This is a genomic window from Mesorhizobium sp. ES1-3 (genome assembly GCF_020164795.1).
In the GTDB taxonomy this organism is placed as follows: Bacteria; Pseudomonadota; Alphaproteobacteria; order Rhizobiales; family Rhizobiaceae; genus Mesorhizobium.
Genome location: NZ_JAIUGW010000019.1, coordinates 70,386 through 93,808, shown reverse-complemented (window position 1 = coordinate 93,808; position 23,423 = coordinate 70,386). Strand labels below are relative to the sequence as shown.

Genomic DNA, 23,423 nt, shown 5'->3' with positions numbered 1-23,423 from the left:
TGGAAGGAAAAACGTGACATGATTTCCATAGCCAAACTTGCATTGCTAAGCCTCGGCGCAGCGGTGGTCTGGTCGGCGGCTTCCCCTGCCTCGGCGGAAGACTGGACACGCAAGACCGCCCGTGGCGGCGAGTTGAGCCGCAGTGTCAGCCGGGACGGCAACATCTATACCGGCTCGACGACGCGAATTGGACCGAACGGCGGCACTTACACGTCCGGTTCCACTTGCAAGGCCGGCGTTGTTGACCGCTGCTCCAGGAGCTATTCTGCCACGGGGCCGAACGGCAAGACCGTTTCGGGCCAGCGCTATTCCGCGGCCGGGCCGTTTCGCGGCCGTTCGGTCGGCAGCTTCACGGGCCCGAACGGCAATACGGTCCGCGGCTTTCGCCGCTGGCGCCGCTGACATCTGGTGAGGGACTTGACGTCGGAATTCGCCCTTCTGCCGAGCCGGATCGTCGCGGTTTTCGTCCTCGCCGTCGATGCTTCGTCAACCGGTGCCGGCCGCCGTGCCGGGTGAAGCGTCCCGCGGCGATGACGAGCTTCTGGCCCACATCGCCGCGGGGGGGCAGGCGGCTTTGTCCGAGCTCATGGCCCGCCATGGCCGTGGGCTGCGGACGTTCGCCACGCGCTATCTCGGCCATGCCGCCGATGCCGAGGATGTGGTGCAGGAGGTGTTCGTGACCGTCTGGAAGCAGGCCGCGCGCTTCGATCCCGGCAGAGGACGCGCCTCGACGTGGCTCTACCGGATCACGGCCAACCGCTGCATCGACCAGCGCCGGCGCCGCGCGCTGCGCAACTTCTTCCGGCTGGACGACATCGGTGAGGAGCCCGCCGCGCCGGAAGTAAATGCCGAGACCGCGACGGCCGCCAGGCAGGAACTGGCGATCGTGCGCGATGGCCTGTCTCGCTTGCCGGAGCGCCAGCGGATGGCGCTGCTTCTGAGGGCCGTGGGCGAGCTTGACATCGGCGGAATAGCCGAGGTGATGGGCACCAGCGCGGGTTCGGTCGAGCAACTGCTCGTGCGCGGGCGTCGCACGCTCAGGGATCATTTGGCAGATGCGGCCCAGGGCCGCGAAAGGAAGTCCTCATGACACGCGAGGAATTCGAGAAGAACCGGCGCCGCTTCGGCGACGATATCGATGCCTGGCCGGCACCCTTGAGGGGACCGGCTCTGGCGTTCATGGCGCTTGACGGCGATGCCGGCGCCGACGCGGCACTCGACAGGCTCGTGCGGCAGGCCGCGCTGGTCGAGAGCGACGATGATGCTCTGGCGCGCGAGGTGATGGCACGGATCCAGCGTGGCGCGGTGCGGCCGTCCCTGCTCCTGCGCTTCCTTGTTGCGCCGGCGGGCCTCGCCGCTTGCACCGCCGCTGTCCTCGTCGCCGCGACGGTCGCCGGCTACCAGGTGGCGCGCCTTCAGGACCAGCCCCAGGATTCCGAACTTCTGGCGCTCGCTGCGGGCGCCAGGCTTGCAGATGATGGAGGGTCGGCGATCGCGGCCGACCCGGGCGAGGGGGACCAGCTATGACCAAGCGCTCATGGATCTGGGCGGCCGTGCTGGTTGTGCTCGCGCTGTCGCTTGCCCTCAACTTCTTCTTCATCGGCTATGCCGCGCATGGCCTGCGCCAAGCGGCCGTTGCGCGCGGGTTGCTGGCGGAGGTCGCGGGCGCCTACTCGCCAGAGGTGCGCAAGGAATTCCGCACGGTCACGCGCGACAACCGCGCCCGCACGTTCGAAGCGCTGCGGCAGCTGCGCGCGGCGCGCGCTGACCTGACGGCGGCCGAGAAGGCGCGGCCCTTCGACGAAGCGGCGGTCAGCCAGGCGATGGCCGCGGTGCGCGCCGCCACGACCAATCTTCAGGCAACGGTGCAGGATTATCTGCTTGCCGCCATGAAGAACGTCAATGCGAAGCCGGCCGGCGGCGGATGAGCGGTCGCCGCACTCGCGGCACAATTGCCGTGACCTATTTCAACATCGGAAACACGATGACGGTCCAATGCGGCACGACGGGCTTGTCCTGATATTGCTCTGGCGCGAGCTGGTCGCCGGCCTGCGTGCGATGCGGCGCCGCGATCTTGCCTGGATTGCGTTCGGCGGCAGTGGTCTTCCGGCCTATGCGGTCGCCGATATCGTGATCGCCTTGGATACTGGGGCGCCGAAACTCCGCCACGACCAACTTCTATGGACTGTCGGCCTGCCACTTGCCTTGGCGGTGCTCGGAGTGCTCGCCGGCAAAGCGGTGTCCGAGCTCTGCCTTCAACGCGCCTTCGCGCCCTTCCTCAGGGCGCTGCCGCTTGCGCCCGGCAGCGCTGCCATATGGCCGGCGTGGCGACGCTCGTGCTCGCAGCACCGCTCGTGCTGTTGGTTGCCGTTTCGGCCGGCCTTGCCTGCGCTGTGATTGGCAAGCCGTTGGCGCTCGCCGGGGGCTTGGGCGCTGCGATCATCGATGCCAGGTCGAGTACAAGCGGCTCGAGGATCGGCTGCACGCCATGTATCTCGACAAGCTCGATGGCCGCATCGACAACGCATTCTATGACCGGATGTCAGCACATGGCGAACCGAACAGACGCGGCTGTTTCCCGAGATAGAGCGCCATGGTAGCGCCGAAGAATCATACATGGAGGACGGCATCCGGCTGTTGGAACTGGCGCGCAATGCCTGCCGACTGTCTGTGAAACAGCCTGTGCACGAGAAAAAGCGACTCTTGAATCTCGTGCTGTCGAACTGCCAATGGGACAAAGGCGAGGGTCACGCCGTATTCAGGCAACCCTTTGATCTACTTGCGGAAACGGTCGCGTCCGGAGCGGCAACTAGCGCACAGCAAACAGCGTTGCCGACGGGGAGTCCAGTTTGGCTGGGGCGCCAGGATTCGAACCTGGGAATGTCGGTACCAAAAACCGATGCCTTACCACTTGGCGACGCCCCAATAGCCGTCAGAGTCGCTGTGCGGGCGCGTTATTAGCAGAGCAGCCGAAAAGCACAATGCTTATGAGCGACCGCGAAGGCACTCAGCTGACCAGCAGTGCGATTGCCGCCAGATGATCCACAAACGGACTATACGGACCACACAGCCAACTCGTTGCCGGCCGGGTCGACAAAGTGGAAGCGTCGGCCGCCCGGGAATGCGAATATCGGCTTGACGATCGTTCCGCCGGCGCTTTCGACCGCGCCAAGGGTTTCTTCCAGATTCTCACTGTAAAGCACGGGCAGCGGCTTGGCCGGCGCTTCCTCTGCATCGGCCTGAAAACCTCCGTCCAGCCCCTCGGCAAAGGCCGAATAGGTTGGTCCATAGTCGGTGAACGACCAGCCAAAGGCAGCACTATAGAAGCCCTTCATCCGGTCCAGCGTGCCGCCTGTCGCCGGCATTTCCAGATAGTCCAGTTTTCCAGGCTGTTGCATGAGGCACCTCTTTGTTCCCTTTATGTTCTAGGCCTCGAACCGTGAGGTGGCAAGTCTTTTTGACGCATCCCGGGGGATGGCTTTTTCTTAATCGATTGTAGTGACCCGGCGGCTTGCCCGGCGCTTGCCTTTCGCATTGCAGCATCATATCGCTCCAAAGTCGGACACGGGTGGAGCTTTCCGTTTCGCCAATCTTTCCAATCTCCTGCAACCGGAGAGCAAAGCATGACCAAATGGGTTTTCACCTTTGGCGATGGTGCGGCGGAAGGCCGTGCCGGCGACAGGAATCTGCTGGGCGGCAAGGGCGCCAATCTGGCCGAGATGTGCAGCCTGGGCCTGCCGGTGCCGCCCGGCTTCACGATCACCACCGAGGTCTGCAATGCCTACTATGCCAATGGCCGGACCTATCCGGCGGGATTGGAAGCCGACGTCGCCGTCGCGCTCGACCGTATCGGCCGGCTGACCGGCCGCCGGTTCGGCGACCCGTCGAAGCTGCTCCTTGTTTCGGTGCGTTCCGGCGCCCGGGCGTCGATGCCCGGCATGATGGACACCGTGCTCAATCTCGGATTGAACGACGAGACGGTCGAGGCGCTGGCCTCCGATTCCGGCGATGCGCGATTTGCCTATGACAGCTACCGCCGTTTCATCCAGATGTATTCCGATGTCGTCATGGGCCTCGATCACGAGGTATTCGAGGAAATTCTGGAAGACCAGAAAGCCAGCCTCGGCCATGAGCTCGACACCGAGCTGACGGCCATCGAATGGCAAGGCGTCATCGCGCTCTACAAGGCCAAGGTCGAGGAAGAGCTGGGCAAGCCGTTCCCGCAGGATCCGCACGAGCAGCTCTGGGGCGCGATCGGCGCGGTGTTTTCGAGCTGGATGAACAACCGCGCCATCACCTACCGGCGCCTGCACGATATTCCCGAAAGCTGGGGCACGGCGGTCAATGTCCAGGCCATGGTGTTCGGCAATATGGGTGAGACCTCGGCCACCGGCGTTGCCTTCACCCGCAACCCGTCGACCGGCGAAAAGCAGCTCTATGGCGAGTTCCTGGTCAACGCGCAGGGCGAGGATGTCGTTGCCGGCATCCGCACACCGCAGAACATCACCGAGGCGGCGCGCATCGCGGCGGGCTCCGACAAGCCGTCACTGCAGAAGCTGATGCCGGACGCCTTCCGGTCCTTCGTCACCATCTCCGACAGCCTGGAAAAGCACTACCGCGACATGCAGGACCTCGAATTCACCATCGAGCGCGGCAAATTGTGGATGCTGCAGACAAGGTCCGGCAAGCGGACCGCCAAAGCGGCGCTCAGGATCGCCGTCGAGATGGCCAGGGACAGGCTGATCACCAAGGAAGAGGCGGTCGCGCGCATCGATCCGGCTTCGCTCGACCAGTTGCTGCACCCGACCATCGACCCAGAAGCCGCGCGCGACGTGATCGGTGTCGGCCTGCCGGCGTCTCCCGGGGCCGCCACCGGCGAGATCGTCTTTTCCTCCGGCGATGCCGAGGATCTCAAGGCGCAAGGGCGCAAGGCGATCCTGGTGCGCATAGAGACCAGTCCGGAAGATATCCACGGCATGCATGCGGCCGAGGGTATCCTGACCACGCGCGGCGGCATGACCAGCCACGCCGCGGTGGTCGCGCGCGGCATGGGCAAGCCTTGTGTGTCCGGCGCCGGCTCGTTGCGTGTCGATTACAGGGCCGGCACGCTGATCTCGATGGGACAGACCTTCCGCAAGGGTGACATCATCACCATCGACGGCGGCAACGGCCAGGTGCTCAAGGGCGCCGTGGCGATGCTGCAGCCCGAACTGTCAGGCGATTTCGCCGCCATCATGGAGTGGGCGGACGCGGTGCGCCGCATGAAGGTGCGCACCAACGCCGAAACGCCGCTCGACGCCCGCATGGCGCGCTCCTTCGGCGCCGAAGGCATCGGGCTATGCCGCACCGAGCACATGTTCTTCGACGGCGCCCGCATCGTCGCCATGCGCGAGATGATCCTGGCCGACACCGAGAAGGACCGGCGCGCCGCGTTGGCCAAGCTTCTGCCCATGCAGCGCTCGGATTTCCTGGAACTGTTCGAGATCATGGCCGGCCTGCCGGTGACGATCCGCCTGCTCGACCCGCCGCTGCACGAATTCCTGCCCAAGACCGAGGCCGAAATCGCCGAAGTCGCGGCCGTGATGAATGTGTCGCCCGACAAGCTCAGGCAGCGCACCGAGGCGCTGCACGAATTCAACCCGATGCTCGGCCATCGCGGCTGCCGGTTGGCCGTGTCTTACCCCGAGATCGCCGAAATGCAGGCGCGCGCCATTTTCGAGGCGGCCGTCGAGGCCGGCAAGAAAGCCGGCGCACTGGTGGTGCCCGAGATCATGGTGCCGCTGGTCGGCCTGGTGAAGGAACTCGATTATGTAAAGGCGCGCATCGATGCGGTCGCCAAGAGCGTCATGGACGAGAGCGGCGTCAAGATCGATTACCTCACCGGAACCATGATTGAGCTCCCCCGCGCGGCGATCCGCGCCCATGTCATCGCCGAGACGGCCGAGTTCTTCTCCTTCGGTACCAACGACCTCACCCAGACAACCTTCGGCATCTCGCGCGACGATGCGGCCTCCTTCCTGGAAACCTACCGCCAGAAGGGCATCATCGAGCAGGATCCGTTCGTCTCTCTCGACATTGACGGTGTCGGTGAACTGGTGCGCATGGCGGCGCAAAAGGGCAGGGCGACGCGGCCCAGCATCAAGCTTGGCATCTGCGGCGAGCATGGCGGTGATCCTTCGTCGATCCGCTTCTGCGAGGAGGTCGGGCTCGACTACGTCTCCTGCTCACCCTATCGCGTGCCGATCGCCAGGCTGGCTGCGGCGCAGGCCGCTGTGCAGGCGGCAAAGGTAGGACGCGGATAGACCGGTACGAAGCTTGCGGTTTGTATGAAAACTCACGCGGACGTACTGGCGACATGAGCGTAATCTCGACATTGTTTGCGATCAATTTGCGGATGACCGCCAATTGTCTCCGGAAACACACGTTTTAGATGCCACCCGCTCCGTTCCGCTCGATCCTGATTATTCAAACGAAGTTCATAGGCGATATCGTCCTCGCCTCGACGCTCGCCGGAAACCTGCAGCTCGAATTTCCCGGCGCCAGGATCGTGTTCCTCTGCGAAGCCCACTTCGAGAGCTTCGTGGTTGCGCATGGCATCGCTTCCGAGGTGGTTGCGTTCAGGCGAGCCCGCATTCGAGGCAACCCGCTGGAGCGTGGAAAAGAGCTCTATGCCGTGGTGCGGGCGCTGCGCCGCTTCCATTTCGACCTGACGATCGATTTGACCGATTCCAAGACCTCTCGGGTGGTCAGCGGCTTCGTCAACGCCAGGACACGTATCGGCTACAATCCTCCCGAGAGGCCGCTGAAGCTGTTGGAGAGGCAGCCCGCCAATGTGTTTGCCAGACCATTTGGGTTTGGCGGCCAGCATTTTGTCTATCGCTACCTCTCCCCGCTTGAAGCGCTCGGCATCGATCTGCGCGTGACGGTACCGAGCATCCAGCCGTTGCCGTCCGAGGCCGCGAAAGCCTTGGTGCTTCTGGACGGGCACCATATCCACTCGAACGCCTTCGTCGCCATCCATGCGGGCGCGAGTTTCAAGGGCCGGCAATGGCAGCCGGAACGGTTTGCCCAGGCGATTGACGAGATTGCGGCCGAAACCGGACTGGGTGTCGTCCTGGTGGGAGGGCCTGACGAACGTGAAACCGCCGCACGGATCGTTACCGGGACGGCGGCGCCGGTGGTCGATCTGGTTGGAGCGCTGTCGCTCGAGAGCCTGCTGGCGGTCCTGGAACGGGCCCGGCTGTTTCTCGGCAACGAAAGCGGCCCTATGCACATGGCCGCTGCCGCGGGCACCCCGGTTGTCGGCCTTTTCGGCCTGACGCATCCGGCACGCTGGGGACCTGTCGGCGTGCCCAGCATCGTGCTCCGGCCGCCAATGCCGTGCGATTGCGTGGCCAGGGATTTGTGTCGCCGAACCGATCCCAGCAAGGCGTGCTGCGTCTGGCGTCTTGAGGTGAAGCCGGTGGTCGATGCGGTGCGCGAGATCCTCGCACGCACCGAGCTGGAAAAGGAACGCGCTGTCCGAGGGCAATGGACCGGCCGGACTGTCGCCGAATGACGCGTTCACCAAGCGGAAGTTCAAATTGCCGCGTCACGCGTTTTTCTGCTATCCCTCGTCCGATTTTCGCCTTCATGCGGGTTTTGGGATAGCGGCTTGAAGTCGCGGGTCGGGAATTTGGTTTGATGCATCTGCTGCAAAAACATGTCTGCATGATCGCCGTGTCGGTGGCGCTGATATCCAGCGCCCATGCCGCGCCGCTGGTCGAACCCACGCTGCACATCAAGCCGGCCGCAAGCGGAACCGGCCGCGTTGCGCTCACGCTCGATGCCTGCGGCGGCAAGACCGACACGCGCATTCTCTCGGCGCTGGTGGAGAACAAGATACCGGCCACCATTTTCGTCACCGGCATCTGGCTGAAGCGCAACGCCGATGCCGTCGCGATCATGCGGGCGCATCCCGACCTGTTCGAACTGGAAAATCACGGCGGTCGCCATGTTCCGGCGGTCGACACGCCACGGAAAATCTATGGCATAAGCAGCGCCGGCAGCCCGGAGGCTGTGCTCGCCGAGGTCGAGTCAGGGGCCGCGGCTCTGGCCACGACCGGCGAACCGGCGCCGAAATGGTTCCGCGGCGCAACGGCCGAATACAGCCCCTCGGCCATCGCGATGATCCGCAAGCTGGGCTTCAAGATTGCCGGCTTCTCGATCAATGGCGACGGCGGCTCGCTGCTCGGCGCCAAGGAGACGGCCAGGCGTATCGCTGCGGCCAAGGATGGCGACGTCATCATCTCTCATATCAACCAGCCGACCCATGCCGCGGGCGAGGGCGTTGTGCAGGGCCTGCTGGCGCTCAAGGACAAGGGCATGACCTTCGTGCGGCTCGACGACGCCGATGGGACGGGCGATCACGGTACCACCGAGTAGGGCTGTTCAGTGTTTGATGGAATCGCCGAACCGCTCTAACGACTGGGCCTGATCTGAATCTCAATGCACCCGTAGATGCGTCGGGCCGAAGCGTTCAGTCCGGCTTGGCTTCGATGGTGACCTTGCTGGCGTAGAACGCGCCGTGGTCGCGGATGTCGGCCATCTCGTCGAACGGCTGCCGGTAGGCCCACATCGCGTCCTTGCCCGCTTCGCCCGCCGGCAGCACGCTCCAATAGCTGGCGTCACCCTTGTAGGGGCAGTGGGTCGAGTGGTCCGTTCGGCTGAGCTTGTCGAAATCGATGTCGGCGAACGGAACGTAGAAGGCTGCGGGGTAGGGTGCCTCCGTCAGCACCTTCGCCTTCGTGGACGACGCGATGACCGTATCGCCGGCGCGGACCGTGACGGTGCCGGAATACGGCTCTATCGTGATGACCTTGTCGGGATTGCGTTGGAAGCCGGGTGCCGGGTTGGCGATCTTGTCCATGCTGGTTCTCCTTGCCCCGACCTTAAGTGTGGTGGGCGGCCGGATAGAACAAGGCCCGTGGCGCAAGACTAGCCTTCGCGTTGCCGCGGAAATCAGGCGGCGGTTTTGAAGGCGTCCATCAGCCCGGCATAGGCGGCCGCGATGCCCGCCACCGGGTTGCTGCTTCTCGAAATGGTCTCGACTTTCAGCGCCCCGCCGCCGATTGGCAAGGTGAGCAGCAGGAACTGGCGATTGCCGCCATCGCCGACGGATGCCGCCGCGACATGCTGGCCTTCCCCTTCGTTCTGGACGCACATCTTGAACAGCAGCGTGCCGCCGACCGCTTCGAGCGCGCCGCCGACAACTTCGACGAACTCGTCTTCGGAAACAGTCTTTTCGTCCGGCACCAGATCGGCCAGGCTTTCGGCAAGAGTACTCTCGAGAACCTTATCGTCGAGCGCGTCCATGCGAACCTCTTTCCGTCGCCAATCGCACCCCTTTGCCCGTTAACGAAGATTAACGCCGACGATGGCCGGATTATGGCACTTTTTGCGGTTGGTCCGATCACGAGAGTTTGCGCCGGCGTAATGTATTTGAAGCCCATGCCATTCGAATGGCAGCAGGCCAGCCAGGCAAAATCAAAAAGCGTCCGGATTCAATCATTTGCCAAATACAGGCCGAACTCCGACTTTCGTCAGCCGCGCCGGTGGGTGGCTGGACAATTCGCCGGTTCGCTTCACAATGCGGTCAAAAGCGCGAGGCGAAAAGCTCGGGGCAAAAAGCGTCACGGAGGGAACGGCATGCTGGGACTGATGCAGGAATGGCCGCTGCTGTGCCACAAGCTGATCGACAATGCCGAAAGGCAACATGGTGTGCGCGAAATCGTGTCGCGTTCGATCGAGGGGCCGATCGTGCGCACCACCTACGCCGACATCCATCGTCGTTCCCTCAAGGTCGCCCAGCGCTTGGAGCGCGACGGCTTTGCCTTGGGCGACCGCATCGCGACGCTGGCCTGGAACACCGCCCGCCACATCGAGGCCTGGTATGGCATCATGGGCATCGGTGCTGTCTACCACACCCTCAACCCGCGCCTGTTTCCCGAACAGATCGTCTGGATCATGAACCACGCCGAGGACAAGGCCGTCTTCGTCGACCTTACCTTCATCCCGTTGCTGGAGAAGATCGCGGGTGCCGTCCAATCGCTGAAGAAGGTGATCGTGCTCACCGACAAGGCGCACATGCCGCAAACGACCCTGCCCGGTGTCGTTGCCTACGAGGACTGGCTTGACGAGGTCGATGGCGACTTCGCCTGGAAGACCTTTCATGAAGGCACCGCGGCCGGCATGTGCTATACGTCCGGCACGACGGGCGACCCGAAGGGCGTCCTCTACAGCCATCGCTCGAACGTGTTGCACGCCATGATCGCGGCCATGCCCGACTCCATGGGCCTGTCGGCGCGCGACACGATCCTGCCGGTGGTGCCGATGTTCCATGCCAATGCCTGGGGCCTTGGCCAGAGCGGTCCGATGACCGGCGCCAAGCTGGTCATGCCTGGCTGCAAGATGGACGGCGCCTCGATCTATGAGTTGCTCGATCAGGAGAAGGTGACCTTCAGTGCCGCCGTGCCGACCGTTTGGATGATGCTGCTGCAATATCTAGAAGAGACCGGCAAGACACTTCCCTATCTGAACAAGGTCGTTATCGGCGGTTCGTCCTGCCCGCGCGCACTGATGACGAAATTCCAGGACAATTACGGTGTGCAGGTCATCCACGCCTGGGGCATGACCGAAATGTCGCCGCTCGGCACGCTATGCACCTTGAAGCCGGACTATGTCAGCCTTGACGGCGAGGCCCGGCTCGACGTCCAGGGCAAGCAGGGTTATCCGCCCTTCGGCGTCGAAATGAAGGTGACCGATGACGAGAACAACGCGCAGCCCTGGGACGGCAAGACGTTTGGCCGGCTCAAGGTACGCGGCCCGGCCGTGGCCCGCGCCTATTATGGCGGTGCGGGCGCGGAGCAGTTCGATGAGGAAGGCTGGTTCGATACCGGAGACGTCGCTCATATCGATGCTGGCGGCTACATGCAGATCACCGATCGCGCCAAGGACGTCATCAAGTCCGGCGGCGAATGGATTTCGACCATCGACCTGGAGAATCTGGCCGTCGGCCATCCCGATGTAGCGGAAGCGGCGGCCATCGGCGTCCAGCATTCGAAATGGGGTGAGCGGCCCTTGCTGGTCGTCGTCGCCAAGCCGGGCAAGGAACCGACCAAGGCCGAGATTCTCGATTTCATGGATGGCAAGGTGGCCAAATGGTGGATGCCGGACGACGTCGCCTTCGTCGGCGAGATACCGCACACCGCCACCGGCAAGATCCAGAAGACCACCTTGCGTCAGCAGTTCAGGGACTATCGCTTGCCGACGGATTGAGGGGATGTTGCGTGTTTCGGCTTCAAGCCGCCGCAAAAAGGCACTAAACCTCCATCCGGGTTGGGGCAGCGCAGAGAATAATGGTTAGCATTCCCGAACGGCAAACGTCGAAGGCTGCCGGCTGGTCGCGGCGCACGGCCGCCTTTTCGATGGTTCTTTTGCTGACGAACTTTGTCGGCCATCGCTTCGGCCTCGTCCAAACGCCGGTGTTCCTGTGGGTGCTGGGCATTGTCGCCCTGCTGGCGGCGTTGGCGCTGCTGTTTGCCGGCCTGGCCTTTGCGAGGCTGTGGAATTTTGGTGACCGTGGTGGCCGTGATCTCAGCGTCGGCGCCTTGCTGGCGCTGCTGGTGCTCACCCCCTACGGCGTTGCCGTCTACTGGGCGACGATCTATCCGCCGCTGCGGGACATCTCGACCGATTTCGACGAACCGCCCGCGCTCGATGTCGGTGACCGGACCAAGGACATGAACGTACTGTCCCCGCCGACGCCGGGTGAGCAGACGTTGCAGACCGACAGCTATCCATTGGTCACCGCGCGCAGCTACGACCTGCCATTCGAGACCGTCGTCAATGCCGTTGAAACCGTGCTCGACCGGCGCGGCTGGGATCTTTCGGAGCCTTATCCCGAACTCGCCGGACAGACAGAGGTGACCATCATCGCCGTCGCCCCGAGCTTCGTTCTTGGCCTTCCTGCGGACGTCGCCATTCGCGTGAGGGATGACGGCGACACGGTCATCGTCGACATGCGGTCGGCCTCGCGCTACGGCCGCCACGACCTTGGCGACAATGCCGCGCGCATCACCGATTTCCTGGCGGAACTGGATCAGGAAGTCGCCGGCCAGGTCGGCGCGGCGCCGGCCGAGTAGCCATGTCCGGGCGAATTCACGCTCGCGACAATGGCAGGATCAACGCGTGGGTGGTGGGCAGGCCTATCGGCCCGGCGTGAAGATGCCGTCGATGGCGGGGGCGGCGTCCGTCGCCACCACGCCGCGCGCCACCAGGTCCTCCAGATGGGCAAGCACCGACAGGCCGGCGGCGCCGTGCAGCCGGGGATCGGTATCCCTGTAGATCGCCTTGACCATGTCGGGAATGGTCCTGTCGCCGGCTCTGATCCGCTCCAGTATGGCTCGTTCGCGCATCTTGCGATGGGTCTTCAGCCCGCGCATGAAAGCGCGCGGCGCCGCTACCGGTCCACCATGGCCAGGCAGCAGCAGGCGATCGCCGCGCTCGATCAGCCGGTCCAGCGATGCCATGTAATCGGCCATTGCCCCGTCCGGCGGCGCGACGATGGAGGTTGCCCAACCCATGACATGATCGGCTGAAAACAGGATGCCGGTTCCTTCCAGCGCGAATGCCGCGTGATTGGCGGTGTGGCCGGGCGTCAGGACCGTCCGGATCGCCCAGCCGTCGCCGCTGACCAGTTCACTGTCCAGCAACGCGATGTCGGGAACGAAAGCGGTGTCGGCGCTGGCGTCGAGCGCATTGGTTTCGCCGATATGCAAGGGCCTCGCCGTTCGGTGCGGTCCTTCCGCCAGCACCAGGGCGCCGGTGTGCTCCTTCAACCGGGCCGCCAGCGGAGAATGGTCGCGATGCGTGTGGCTGACGAAGATGTGGCTGACCGGCCGTCCGGCGATCACGTCGAGCAAGGTCCGGAGATGCGACCCGTCATCCGGTCCGGGATCGATCACCGCCAGCGTGTCGCGTCCCACGACATAGCTGTTGGTGCCATGAAAGGTGAAGGGACTGGGATTCCGGGCCGTGACGCGCTGCACGTCGGGGGCCACGCTTACGCCCTGGCCATATGCGGGGTCGAAGCTGGTATCGAATTTGAGAGCCATGTCGGCGCATTGTTCCAAGAACGGCAAAACCGATTGCCGCATAGCACGCAAGCCAATATAGGAAAATGCAAGACCGCGATTTCTGGTTCGCGGCAAGATTGAATTGGGGAAGACCATGACAACCGCAACGACGACGCGCCCGCTTGTTTTTCTGGCCTTGCCGCAGGAAGGTGCTGCGCGACTGGCGACGCAGTTTTTGCTGGCGATCGCCGGCACACTGCTGTTGACCCTTTCGGCCAAGACCAAGGTGGTGCTCGGGCCTGTCGATATCTCGATGCAGACGCTCGCCGTCTTTCTGATCGCCGCCGCCTTCGGCATGCGGCTCGGCGTCGCCACCCTGCTGCTCTACATGGCGGAAGGCGCGATGGGCTTCCCGGTCTTCCAGGGCACGCCGGAAAAAGGCATCGGCATCGCCTACATGCTGGGCTCGACCGGCGGCTATCTCGCCGGCTTCGTGGTAATGGCGGCGATTGTCGGCTGGGCCGCCGACCGCGGCTGGGACCGTCATCCGATCAAGCTTTTCAACGCCATGCTGGTTGCCGAAGTGGTGATGATGGCGATGGGTTTTGCCTGGCTGGCGCTGCTCATCGGCCCGGAAAAATCCTGGCAGTTCGGCGTCGTGCCGTTCATCGTCGGCGACCTGATCAAGGTCGCTCTCGCGGCCAGCCTCGTGCCGGCCGTCTGGTCGTTGCTGAAGCGCTCCTGATTTGAGAGCATCCGGCCCGGATCACTCCGGGCCGGGGCTTGGCCTGCGATGAGCTCGGGCCTGTTCCCCAGGCATGTCACGGACGGGCGTTTCTGATGAAGGTTCTGGTCACCGGCGCCGCCGGCTTCATAGGCTATCATGTCGCCAGGCGGCTCCTGGAGCGTGGTGACGAGGTTGTCGGCATCGACAGCATCAACGACTACTACGACCCCGACATCAAGCAGGCGCGGCTGCGGCTGCTGGCCGAGGCGAGCCGCGGCACCAATGCCGGCTATCATTTCATCCATGGCAATCTTGCCGACCGTGGCGTGGTCGATGGCTGCTTTGCCGACCACGCCTTCGACCGGGTGATCCATCTCGCCGCCCAGGCAGGCGTCCGCTACAGCCTGGAAAATCCGCGCGCTTATGTCGAGAGCAACATCGTTGCTTTCACCAACATGCTCGAGGCCTGCCGTGGCAGCCGCGTCGGGCACCTGACCTATGCCAGCACCTCCAGTGTCTATGGCGCCAACACCGACATGCCGTTTTCCGAGCATCGCCCGGCCGACCATCCCTTGCAGTTCTACGCCGCCACCAAGCGCGCCAACGAACTGATGGCGCACAGCTACAGCCATCTATTCGGCCTGCCGACCACGGGGCTGCGTTTCTTCACCGTGTACGGTCCCTGGGGGCGACCTGACATGGCTCTGTTCCTGTTCACCAGGAGCATCCTGGCCGGCGAGCCGATCAAGCTGTTCAACAACGGCAACCACACGCGCGACTTCACCTATGTCGAGGACATAGCCGAGGGCGTGATCCGTGCCAGCGACAGCCCTGCCGCGGCCAACCCGGCCTGGGATTCCGGCCATCCGGATCCGGCGACCAGCAGTGCGCCCTGGCGCATCTTCAACATCGGCAACAACAACCCGGTGAAGCTGACCGCCTATGTCGAGGCGCTGGAAAACGCGCTTGGCCGCAAGGCCGTGGTCGAACTCTTGCCGCTGCAGGCCGGCGACGTGCCCGACACCTTCGCCGACACTTCGGCGCTGCATGCGGCGGTCGGCTACCGCCCCCGCACCTCGGTCACCGAGGGGGTAGGGCGGTTCGTCGAGTGGTACCAGGATTATTTTGGGCGGCGTTGAACGCGCTCTTGGCCGCGTAGAGGCCGGCTCCTGGTCGAAAAGGACCAGGAACTAAAAAATGTGCTAGTCTCCCAAGTCATCAGACGGTGGGGATTGCCATGTTGGAAACGGACAAGCTGTTCGCGGGCTCGATTCCGGAAAACTACGACCGCTACATGGTGCCTTTGATTTTCGAGCCGTTCGCCGTCGATATCGCGCAACGAGCCGCGGCTCTGTCGCCGGGCGCGGTCCTGGAAATCGCCGCGGGCACCGGGGTCGTCACCCGCGCGTTGGCGCCAAGATTGGCCCCTGGCGCAAGCTATGTCGTCACCGACCTGAACCAGCCGATGCTCGACTATGCCGCCTCGCGACAGACACCCGACAGCCGCATCGAATGGCGCCAGGCGGATGCGATGGCGCTGCCGTTCGAGGATGCGGTCTTCGATCTCGTCTGTTGCCAGTTCGGTGCGATGTTCTTTCCAAACCGCACCTCCGCCTACCGCGAAGCCAGGCGGGTCTTGAAGCCGGGAGGACGGTTCTTGTTCAACGTATGGGATCGCATCGAGGAGAATGTGTTCGCCGATGACGTGACCAATGCGCTGGCGCGGATTTTTCCCGACGATCCGCCGCGCTTCCTGGCACGCACGCCGCACGGCTACCACGATAAGGCGCTGATCCGTCGCGACCTGGAGGATGCGGGTTTCTCCGACGTTGCGATCGAGACGACAGCCGAACAAAGCCGCGCATCCTCGCCGCGCCTTCCGGCCGTCGCTTATTGTCAGGGCACCGTCCTTCGCAGCGAAATCGAGGCCAGGGACGCTGGAAAACTGGACGCCGCAACCGATTACGCGGCATCCGCCATCGCCGACAGACATGGCAGTGGCGAAGTTGCCGCCAAAATCCAGGCACATGTAATCATGGCTGTGGCCTGAATGCTGGAACGTCTGCCCTACGGTGATCGGGGCCTCGGCCTTGCCAAGATTGGGATCAGGCGGGTCCGGCCGAAGCGGGAGGCGCCCGTCGATGGACGGTATTCAACATGGCCGACACGTTTGTCGTGTGCCGCATTGACAAGCCAATGCATGAAACCTAAGCACAGGCACTCAGGGCCGGGGGGCTTTGGCATGTCGAGGAGAGCTTCTTGAAAGGAATTATCCTTGCTGGAGGCAGTGGAACACGTCTTTATCCACTAACATTAGCAGTCTCTAAGCAAATTCTTCCCATTTACGACAAGCCGATGATCTATTATCCGCTGAGCGTGTTGATGCTCGCGGGAATACGAGAGATTCTGATCATTTCGACGCCTCGTGATCTGCCGGCTTTCCGTGCTTTACTCGGCGACGGATCGGACTTCGGGCTGGCACTGTCTTATGCCGAGCAGCCGCAGCCCAATGGCCTCGCGGAAGCCTTCATCATCGGCCGCGATTTCATCGGCAAGGACTGCGTGTCGATGATCCTGGGCGACAACATCTATTTTGGCGACGGGCTGTCGCAGCTTTGCCGTGCCGCGGCATCGCGCCAGAGGGGGGCTTCGGTGTTCGCCTACCATGTCGAGGACCCCGAACGCTATGGCGTGGTGTCTTTCGACAAGGCGACCGGAACCGCGCTGACGATCGAGGAAAAGCCGCAGAAGCCGAAGTCCAACTGGGCCGTCACCGGTCTCTATTTCTACGACAACGACGTCGTCGACATCGCCCCGACCATTCGTCCTTCGGCGCGTGGCGAGATCGAGATCACGGCGGTCAACAATGTCTATCTCGAGCGCGGCCAGCTCCATGTTCACCGGCTGGGCCGCGGCTATGCCTGGCTCGACACCGGCACCCATGACAGCCTGCACGAAGCCTCTTCCTTCGTGCGCACGATCGAGCATCGCCAGGGCATCAAGGTCGCCTGCCCGGAGGAGATCGCCTTCGAACAGGGTTGGCTGACGGCGGACATGGTGCTGGAGCGCGCGACCCGCCTGGGAAAGAACGAATACGCCGCCTATCTGCGCAGGCGTGTCGCCGATCTTTCGGAGGGCTAGATGCTGGAGGTGAGATCCCTGGGCATCGACGGGGTGCTCGAAATCGTTCCCAAACGCCATGGCGACGCACGCGGTTTCTTCATGGAGACCTACAATGCCGAGCGCTTTTCGCAGGCCGGCATCGACCTGACTTTCGTGCAGGACAACCACTCCTATTCCGCCGCCCCGGGCGTCCTGCGCGGGCTTCACTACCAGCTTGCGCCGCGCGCCCAGGACAAGCTGCTGCGCGTCATCCGTGGCAGCATCTTCGACATCGCGGTCGATATCCGCCGCGCCTCGAAAACCTTCGGAAAATGGGTCGCGCTGGAAGTGTCGGCCGAAAAGGGCAATCAGATCCTGGTGCCAAAGGGTTTCGCGCACGGCTTCGTCACGCTCGTGCCCGACACCGAGGTGCTGTACAAGGTGACCGACACCTATTCGCCCGAGCATGACCGCTCGATCCGTTTCGACGATCCCGCCATCGGCATCGAATGGCCGTCGCTGGCCGGCGGGTTCCAGCTTTCCGACAAGGACCTCAAGGCGCCGCTGCTGGCGGCGGCCGAGGTGTTCGCCTGATGGAGCGTGTGGTGCATAAGGACGGCGCGATGAATTTTCTGGTGACGGGCGGTGCCGGCTTCATCGGTTCGGCGGTATGCCGGCATCTGTGCGCCAACCCGGCCTACCGGGTGACCAATCTCGACAAGCTGACCTATGCGGGCAACCTGGCCTCGCTGCGGCCGATCGAGAATGTCCACAATTACAGCTTCGCCCAGGCCGATATCTGCGACGAGAGGGCGGTGCTCGATCTCCTGCGCCGCGACGATATCGACATCGTCATGAACCTCGCCGCCGAGAGCCATGTCGACCGCTCGATCGACGGCCCGGGCGCCTTCATCGAGACCAACATCGTCGGCACCTACAAGATGCTCAATGCCGCGCTCGAATACTGGCGCGGCCTGTCAGGCGACAAAAAGGGCCGCTTCCGCTTCCATCACGTCTCGACCGACGAGGTGTTCGGCGACCTGCCTTTCGATGGCGGCATGTTCGTCGAGGAGACGCCCTACGCGCCGTCCTCGCCCTATTCCGCCTCGAAGGCGGCCTCGGACCATCTGGTGCGCGCCTGGCACGAGACCTACGGCCTGCCGGTCGTGCTCTCCAACTGTTCCAACAACTACGGCCCCTATCATTTCCCCGAGAAGCTGATCCCGCTCGTCATTCTCAACGCGCTCGACGAAAAGCCGCTGCCTGTCTATGGCGCCGGCGCCAATGTGCGCGACTGGCTGTTCGTCGAGGATCACGCGCGTGCCCTGGAACTGGTCGCCATGAAAGGCCATCCGGGCGAGAGCTACAATGTCGGCGGCAATTCGGAACGCACCAACCTCGCCGTCGTCGAGACGATCTGCGACCTGCTCGACACCAGGCGTCCGCGCGCCGGCGGCAGGCGCTATCGCGAGCTGATCTCCTTCGTCACCGACCGTCCCGGCCACGACCGCCGCTATGCCATCGATGCCACCAAGATAAGCCGCGAGCTCGGCTGGACGCCGAGGGAGAATTTCGACAGCGGCCTTGCCAGGACGGTGGACTGGTTCCTCGACAACAAATGGTGGTGGGGGCCGATCCGCGAACAGCGTTATGCCGGCGAAAGGCTGGGCGAAGCACGCAAGGTGGGCGCGTGAGGCTCCTCGTCACCGGACGCGACGGCCAGGTCGCGGCGAGCCTGCTGGAGGCCGGCCGCGCGGGCACGGAGGTCGTCGCCCTCGGTCGCCCGGAGCTCGATTTGGCAAGACCCGACACCGTCATCGACGCCATCGCGGCGGCGAAGCCCGATATCGTCGTGTCGGCCGCCGCCTACACCGCCGTCGATCAGGCCGAGGACGAGCCCGATCTGGCCTTTGCGGTAAACGCGACCGGTGCCGGCAAGGTGGCCGAGGCCGCCGCGCGGCTCGGCGTTCCCGTCATCCATCTTTCGACCGACTATGTCTTCGACGGAACCAGGGCCGGCGCCTATGTCGAAACCGACCCGACGGCGCCGCTCGGTGTCTACGGCGCCTCCAAGCTCGCCGGCGAGCAGGCGGTAGCAGTCGCCAACCCGCGCCACCTGATCCTGCGCACAGCCTGGGTCTACAGCCCGTTCGGAAAAAATTTCGTGAAGACCATGCTGAGGCTCGCCGCCGACCGCGACGAGATTTCGGTGGTGGCCGATCAATGGGGAAATCCCACATCGGCGCTCGATATCGCCGACGCGATCCTGCATACGGCCGCCATGCTGCACGCCGACAAGGACTTCGCCGCGTTCGGCACCTATCACCTGGCCGGCACGGGCGAGACCAACTGGAGCGGCTTTGCCCGTCATATCCTCGACACAAGCCTGAAGTCTGGTGGCCCCTGGGCGCGGGTACGGGATATCACAACGATGGATTACCCAACCAAGGCGCGCCGCCCCGCCAACTCCCGGCTATCGAGCGCGAAATTCGCGGGCGTGTTCGCATGGACGGCGCCGGACTGGCGGAAGTCGGCGGAGGAGGTGGTGCGCCGGGTTGTGATGGGCAAGCAACTCCAACCGAACGTCGCCGGACGCTGAAGCGCTACCCTGAAGGAATCGCAAATGAACGCTGACGGATCAATGCTGTGGCTTAGGCTCGCGCAGTTTGACATACGGCTTCGATATCGGAACTCGACCTTCGGCCCTCTGTGGATCACATTGAATACGGCGATATTCGCTGCGTCAGTGGGATTTTTGTACGCTGTCCTGCTCAATCAGCCCATCAAAGAGTTCCTGCATCATCTGGCTGTCAGCATAGTCCTCTGGCAATTCTTCTCAGCGAGTGTGGTGGAGGGCGCTGAGACTATAATTAACTCCCACGACCTCATCCTCAATACGAAGATTTCACCTGCTTCTTGCGTCTTAAGGAGCGTAACAAAGAATTTTATTATATTACTTCACAACATTATTGTAGTTTTTGTAACTATGATAATAGCGTATCCAAATATAGGTTTGAATTTCCCGATGTTTGCTGTCGGGGTCTCGCTGTTGGCAATCCATGCCACATGGGCAGCGTTTATCGTGGCAATAATTTCCGTAAGGTTCAGGGATGTCCCATTGATCACCACCTCAGCGATGCAGCTTCTGTTTATGCTCTCGCCCATTCTGTGGACGGCGAAAATCCTCCCTTCGAATTCTCCGTTTTTAGTTCTCAATCCCATCGCCTACATGATCGATGCGGCGCGAACGCCTATTCTGAATGGCGGTACCGACTATACGAGTGTGGCGGTTTCGGCAGCGATTGCTGCTTTCGGCGCGGTTGCTGCCTACTTGCTCTATCGGAGGACCGAACGCCGAATTCCTTATTGGCTTTGAGTTCTTGATCCATCCTGCCAAATAGCATCGGAATCCTATGTCGTCGCCATCGATTCAACTGACGGACGTTGTCGTCCGAATCCCGATTTGGTCCGCTCCGGCCAATCGTTCGCTCAAGCAGGCCGCCCTCAGGTTCACCACTGGTGGGCGCTTGCTAGCCGATGACTTTGGTCGCTTTGAGGTCGCGGCGCTCGATGGCGTATCGCTTGATCTTCAGGCTGGCACGCGATTGGGATTGTCTGGCCACAACGGCGCAGGTAAAACAACATTATTGAGGGTATTGGCAGGCATTTTGAAGCCTACGAGCGGCACAGCGGCCGTAAGAGGAGATACCGCTGTTCTGATAAAGCCCTCGATGGGGTTATCCCCCGAACTTACAGGTCGAGAGTTTATCCGACTTCAAAGCCTTATGGCCGGGATTTCGCTGAGAGAAGTTGAGCGGCAGATTGATTCGATTATCGACTTCTCGGAGCTAGGCGATTTCATCGACCTTCCCGTGCGCACATATTCCACGGGCATGCAGACACGGTTGTCGTTCTCGGTCGTTACAGCCTATCCCACGGACATCGTTCTATTGGATGAAGGCTTGGGAACCGGCGACGAATCGTTCCAGAAGAAAGCGCGAGATCGAATGGATCATTGGCTCAACAACGCTGCAATAGTTGTTCTGGCGTCTCACTCCGATGCCTTGATACGATCAATGTGTCACTCGGCTATCTATCTTGAAAAAGGTCGAATCGTTAGAGAAGAGGTTTTCAGCTAATGCGTCGTCAGCTTACTGCAACGCTCGCTGGTACTGGGGCTCGTCTATTCGGGCATCAGGAGTTAAAGCAGTCTTATCACAAGATCTTTGACCCGAATGTTAAGTTGCAGAGCTATAAGGGCCGGTTTGCCTACATGTGCATGTCCACGGCCTATCGTCTTGGCTTGCTTGCTGATCTGCAGTCATCCTACCTCGCGCAGCTGCCCCTCGTTCCAGCAGTGGCTCCGCCGAACCATGTCTACGACCGCGATTTCCTTAATCTGCGATTAAATCGCGTCTATGATCTGCCCGAAGTCGAGATTGATGGGGATCGGCCGCAGACGATTAACGTTCTCGTGCCGGCTTTTGACTTCAAGTCGATCTCGGCCGGCTTTTTTGGTGTATTCCAGATGGCGCTTTTCCTGCGGAAAACCGGCATTAATGTTCGCTTGGTGATGTTCGACAATTTTTATTTCAATCTATCGGAGTTTAGAGAGAAAATTCTAAAGTATCCAGGGATGGAGAGAATATTTGACGAGCTAGAAGTGGAGTATATTGGGGAGAGGAGAGCGCCGCTTAGCGTTTCAAAGTATGACTATGCTGTCGCTACCGTGTGGTATTCGGCTTATCTTGCTGACAAAATTCAGTCAGTGACCAGAAATGAGAAATTCATATACCTTATACAGGATTATGAGGCGTTATTTTACCCGGCAAACAGCTTACATGCGATTGCCGACCGAACATATTCGATGAATTATAGTGCGATTTTCTCCAGCGAGAGCTTGATGGATTTCTTTGTTGCAAACGATGTTGGGGGAATAAAATCTCGCGGATTGTCCTATACATTCTTCAACAACGCGTGCTCGTCGAATCTGCTGCCCAAAAATACCTTCATCGCGCGTAACCGCGAAAAAAAGAAGAAGAAGATCGTCTTCTATTCACGTCCTGTCGTGGATCGGAACATGTTCGAACTCACGGCGCTGGCTCTTGCCACTGCATTCAAGCGGGGAATATTCGACCCCGCTGAATGGGAATGCGTCGGGATGGGGCTTGGTGAAGGAGTTGTCGAACTACTCCCGGGGGCTCGATCGGTTTCGCTGCCGAGGATGGATCTCAGCAGGTATATCGAAGAGGTTTCCAGCTTCGATATCTGTCTGACGTTGATGGCGTCTCCGCACCCAAGTATGATTCCGATGGATTTGGCCGGGTCTGGCTGCGTGGTTGTTACAAACACGTTCAAAACAAAAACCGATGAATATTTGAAGGGACTTAGCGAAAACATCATACCGGCTCAACCGGGGTTAAATGAGCTCGTTGCAGCGCTGGAACTAGCGAAAGCGAAGAGTATGAACTTGGACGACCGATACAAATTTGCGAAGGCTATGAAGTATCCGCGCGATTGGGATCATTCCCTCACTTCAAAACATCTGAATTTCTTCAAGCGGCGTTTGCAAGCAAAATCAACTGCGGGATCAAGTAGTAATCGGACGGCGCCGTAGGTTCTTGGATTCCACTGGCCCCTGTGCTCCAGCCAACAATCGAGTTCCGCAACCGAGATACCGAGCAAGAATCGAGACGATGACAACAACACATACAGCGATCAAGTTTGCCTCACCAGGAGTTCAACGTACTCTGATAGTGGTGGGATGTGGTCGGGGCGGAACAAGCCTTGTTGCGGGCGTCGCCGCCATTCTTGGTGTGCCGATGGGAGCACCACATGGTTCCACCAACCATGAGGATGTGGAGCTTGTTAACTTAGCTCAAGGTCGGGATCTTGACGGCAATCCGATCGGGTTGTCCGCAGAAGTTCATTTGGAAAAGCTGAGGAGCTTAATTCAAGCCCGAAACCGGGCCAATGACCTCTGGGGCTGGAAAGATCCCTCTGCCGATATGTATCTGGATGCGGTTTCGGACGTTTTAAGAGACCCCTTGGTGCTATTTGTTAACCGCGATATGGCCGCAATCGCGCAGTCCGAAGTCAATCAGATGCAGGGTTCGATTGAGCAGGCCTATGACATGGCGCTTCAGCGGTTCGGTAGGTATTGGGGACTGCTGCAGCGACTCCAGTGGCCCACCCTCCTGGTGAGCTATGAGCGGGCCGTTTTGGACCCTGAAGCATTGCTTTGCGAGATTGCCGATTTTGTGGGGCTTACGCCGCCGACGGAAGAGCAGCGGGGAGTGGCCAGAAGATTCGCCGAAGATCGAGAGTACCGAACGCTATAGCGTTTGGTGCATCTAAATTAGTTGTCCTCTCGTTCTGTTCTGCTGATCATGCCGATCAACTGCTGAGCTTGGGCGAATCAATCTTTGTTTGGCTTTATAGTCGGCATGACGGGGCTCAGAATTGGTCTGAGCCGGAGC

At 61.6% G+C, this 23,423-nt stretch carries 25 protein-coding genes and 1 tRNA gene; 20 read left to right on the top strand and 6 right to left on the bottom strand.

What is annotated here, in order from left to right; all coding sequences use genetic code 11:
- The first annotated feature begins 18 nt into the window (after positions 1–18).
- From LB536_RS22945 to LB536_RS22930, 4 genes are all read left to right on the top strand, one after another.
- Positions 19–402 (top strand): hypothetical protein, encoded by a 384-nt coding sequence (locus LB536_RS22945; RefSeq protein ID WP_224596608.1) that lies wholly within the window; start codon positions 19–21, stop codon positions 400–402.
- Positions 403–493: 91 nt separating this feature from the next.
- The gene (locus LB536_RS22940; protein ID WP_224596606.1) at positions 494–1,090 is read left to right on the top strand and encodes an RNA polymerase sigma factor; all 597 of its coding nucleotides are present in this window, start codon (positions 494–496) and stop codon (positions 1,088–1,090) included.
- A complete protein-coding gene (locus LB536_RS22935; RefSeq protein WP_140761011.1) occupies positions 1,087–1,527 on the top strand; it encodes a hypothetical protein in 441 nt (146 codons plus the stop codon). The genes LB536_RS22940 and LB536_RS22935 overlap by 4 nt, the downstream gene beginning before the upstream one ends.
- Complete coding sequence (locus LB536_RS22930; RefSeq protein WP_224596605.1) at positions 1,524–1,928, top strand: periplasmic heavy metal sensor; 405 nt, start codon at positions 1,524–1,526, stop codon at positions 1,926–1,928. The genes LB536_RS22935 and LB536_RS22930 overlap by 4 nt, the downstream gene beginning before the upstream one ends.
- Positions 1,929–1,962: 34 nt before the next feature.
- On the opposite strand, the gene LB536_RS22925 is transcribed toward LB536_RS22930, so the two are convergent.
- The 3 genes from LB536_RS22925 to LB536_RS22915 form a co-directional block, all read right to left on the bottom strand.
- Positions 1,963–2,169 (bottom strand): hypothetical protein, encoded by a 207-nt coding sequence (locus LB536_RS22925; RefSeq protein ID WP_140761007.1) that lies wholly within the window; start codon positions 2,167–2,169, stop codon positions 1,963–1,965.
- 681 nt (positions 2,170–2,850) lie between these two features.
- Positions 2,851–2,925, bottom strand: a tRNA-Gln gene (locus LB536_RS22920).
- Positions 2,926–3,053: 128 nt separating this feature from the next.
- A complete protein-coding gene (locus LB536_RS22915; protein ID WP_224596604.1) occupies positions 3,054–3,398 on the bottom strand; it encodes a VOC family protein in 345 nt (114 codons plus the stop codon).
- Positions 3,399–3,623: 225 nt separating this feature from the next.
- Here LB536_RS22915 and ppdK point away from each other — a divergent pair, with 225 nt between their 5' ends.
- From ppdK to LB536_RS22900, 3 genes are all read left to right on the top strand, one after another.
- Positions 3,624–6,302: a pyruvate, phosphate dikinase gene (gene ppdK, locus LB536_RS22910; protein ID WP_224596603.1), complete on the top strand. Its 2,679-nt coding sequence runs from the start codon at positions 3,624–3,626 to the stop codon at positions 6,300–6,302.
- Positions 6,303–6,430: 128 nt separating this feature from the next.
- Positions 6,431–7,558 (top strand): glycosyltransferase family 9 protein, encoded by a 1,128-nt coding sequence (locus LB536_RS22905; protein ID WP_224596601.1) that lies wholly within the window; start codon positions 6,431–6,433, stop codon positions 7,556–7,558.
- 125 nt (positions 7,559–7,683) lie between these two features.
- Positions 7,684–8,424: a polysaccharide deacetylase family protein gene (locus LB536_RS22900; protein WP_140760996.1), complete on the top strand. Its 741-nt coding sequence runs from the start codon at positions 7,684–7,686 to the stop codon at positions 8,422–8,424.
- A gap of 94 nt (positions 8,425–8,518) precedes the next feature.
- Here LB536_RS22900 and LB536_RS22895 read toward each other — a convergent pair whose 3' ends face one another.
- Positions 8,519–8,908 (bottom strand): DUF427 domain-containing protein, encoded by a 390-nt coding sequence (locus LB536_RS22895; RefSeq protein ID WP_140760994.1) that lies wholly within the window; start codon positions 8,906–8,908, stop codon positions 8,519–8,521.
- Positions 8,909–9,000: 92 nt separating this feature from the next.
- Positions 9,001–9,354, bottom strand: coding sequence for a hypothetical protein (locus tag LB536_RS22890; protein ID WP_224596599.1), 354 nt, complete (start codon positions 9,352–9,354; stop codon positions 9,001–9,003).
- 333 nt (positions 9,355–9,687) lie between these two features.
- Here LB536_RS22890 and LB536_RS22885 point away from each other — a divergent pair, with 333 nt between their 5' ends.
- Together LB536_RS22885 and LB536_RS22880 are read left to right on the top strand one after the other, a co-directional pair.
- Positions 9,688–11,316, top strand: a complete 1,629-nt coding sequence (locus tag LB536_RS22885) for a fatty-acid--CoA ligase (RefSeq protein ID WP_224596597.1) — start codon at positions 9,688–9,690, stop codon at positions 11,314–11,316.
- Positions 11,317–11,396: 80 nt separating this feature from the next.
- A complete protein-coding gene (locus LB536_RS22880; protein WP_224596595.1) occupies positions 11,397–12,182 on the top strand; it encodes a DUF1499 domain-containing protein in 786 nt (261 codons plus the stop codon).
- Positions 12,183–12,245: 63 nt separating this feature from the next.
- Here LB536_RS22880 and LB536_RS22875 read toward each other — a convergent pair whose 3' ends face one another.
- Positions 12,246–13,154, bottom strand: coding sequence for an MBL fold metallo-hydrolase (locus tag LB536_RS22875; protein ID WP_224596592.1), 909 nt, complete (start codon positions 13,152–13,154; stop codon positions 12,246–12,248).
- A 115-nt stretch (positions 13,155–13,269) separates the two neighbouring features.
- Here LB536_RS22875 and LB536_RS22870 point away from each other — a divergent pair, with 115 nt between their 5' ends.
- From LB536_RS22870 to LB536_RS22820, 11 genes are all read left to right on the top strand, one after another.
- Complete coding sequence (locus LB536_RS22870) at positions 13,270–13,860, top strand: biotin transporter BioY (protein ID WP_224596590.1); 591 nt, start codon at positions 13,270–13,272, stop codon at positions 13,858–13,860.
- 95 nt (positions 13,861–13,955) lie between these two features.
- A complete protein-coding gene (locus LB536_RS22865; RefSeq protein ID WP_224596588.1) occupies positions 13,956–14,981 on the top strand; it encodes an NAD-dependent epimerase in 1,026 nt (341 codons plus the stop codon).
- 98 nt (positions 14,982–15,079) lie between these two features.
- Positions 15,080–15,892, top strand: a complete 813-nt coding sequence (locus tag LB536_RS22860; RefSeq protein WP_224596584.1) for a class I SAM-dependent methyltransferase — start codon at positions 15,080–15,082, stop codon at positions 15,890–15,892.
- A 209-nt stretch (positions 15,893–16,101) separates the two neighbouring features.
- A complete protein-coding gene (gene rfbA, locus LB536_RS22855; protein WP_224596580.1) occupies positions 16,102–16,983 on the top strand; it encodes a glucose-1-phosphate thymidylyltransferase RfbA in 882 nt (293 codons plus the stop codon).
- Positions 16,984–17,538 (top strand): dTDP-4-dehydrorhamnose 3,5-epimerase, encoded by a 555-nt coding sequence (rfbC, locus tag LB536_RS22850; RefSeq protein ID WP_224596577.1) that lies wholly within the window; start codon positions 16,984–16,986, stop codon positions 17,536–17,538.
- 29 nt (positions 17,539–17,567) lie between these two features.
- Positions 17,568–18,638 (top strand): dTDP-glucose 4,6-dehydratase, encoded by a 1,071-nt coding sequence (rfbB, locus tag LB536_RS22845; protein WP_224596624.1) that lies wholly within the window; start codon positions 17,568–17,570, stop codon positions 18,636–18,638.
- Positions 18,635–19,543, top strand: a complete 909-nt coding sequence (gene rfbD / locus LB536_RS22840; RefSeq protein WP_224596575.1) for a dTDP-4-dehydrorhamnose reductase — start codon at positions 18,635–18,637, stop codon at positions 19,541–19,543. Before rfbB ends, rfbD begins: the two co-directional genes overlap by 4 nt.
- Before the next feature lie 24 nt (positions 19,544–19,567).
- Positions 19,568–20,320, top strand: coding sequence for an ABC transporter permease (locus tag LB536_RS22835; protein ID WP_224596573.1), 753 nt, complete (start codon positions 19,568–19,570; stop codon positions 20,318–20,320).
- Between the two features lie 37 nt (positions 20,321–20,357).
- Positions 20,358–21,083: an ABC transporter ATP-binding protein gene (locus LB536_RS22830; protein ID WP_224596570.1), complete on the top strand. Its 726-nt coding sequence runs from the start codon at positions 20,358–20,360 to the stop codon at positions 21,081–21,083.
- Positions 21,083–22,561, top strand: a complete 1,479-nt coding sequence (locus LB536_RS22825; protein ID WP_224596568.1) for a hypothetical protein — start codon at positions 21,083–21,085, stop codon at positions 22,559–22,561. The genes LB536_RS22830 and LB536_RS22825 overlap by 1 nt, the downstream gene beginning before the upstream one ends.
- A 79-nt stretch (positions 22,562–22,640) precedes the next feature.
- Entirely contained in the window at positions 22,641–23,285 is a 645-nt protein-coding gene (locus LB536_RS22820; protein WP_224596566.1) for a sulfotransferase, read from the top strand.
- The last annotated feature ends 138 nt before the right edge of the window (positions 23,286–23,423 follow it).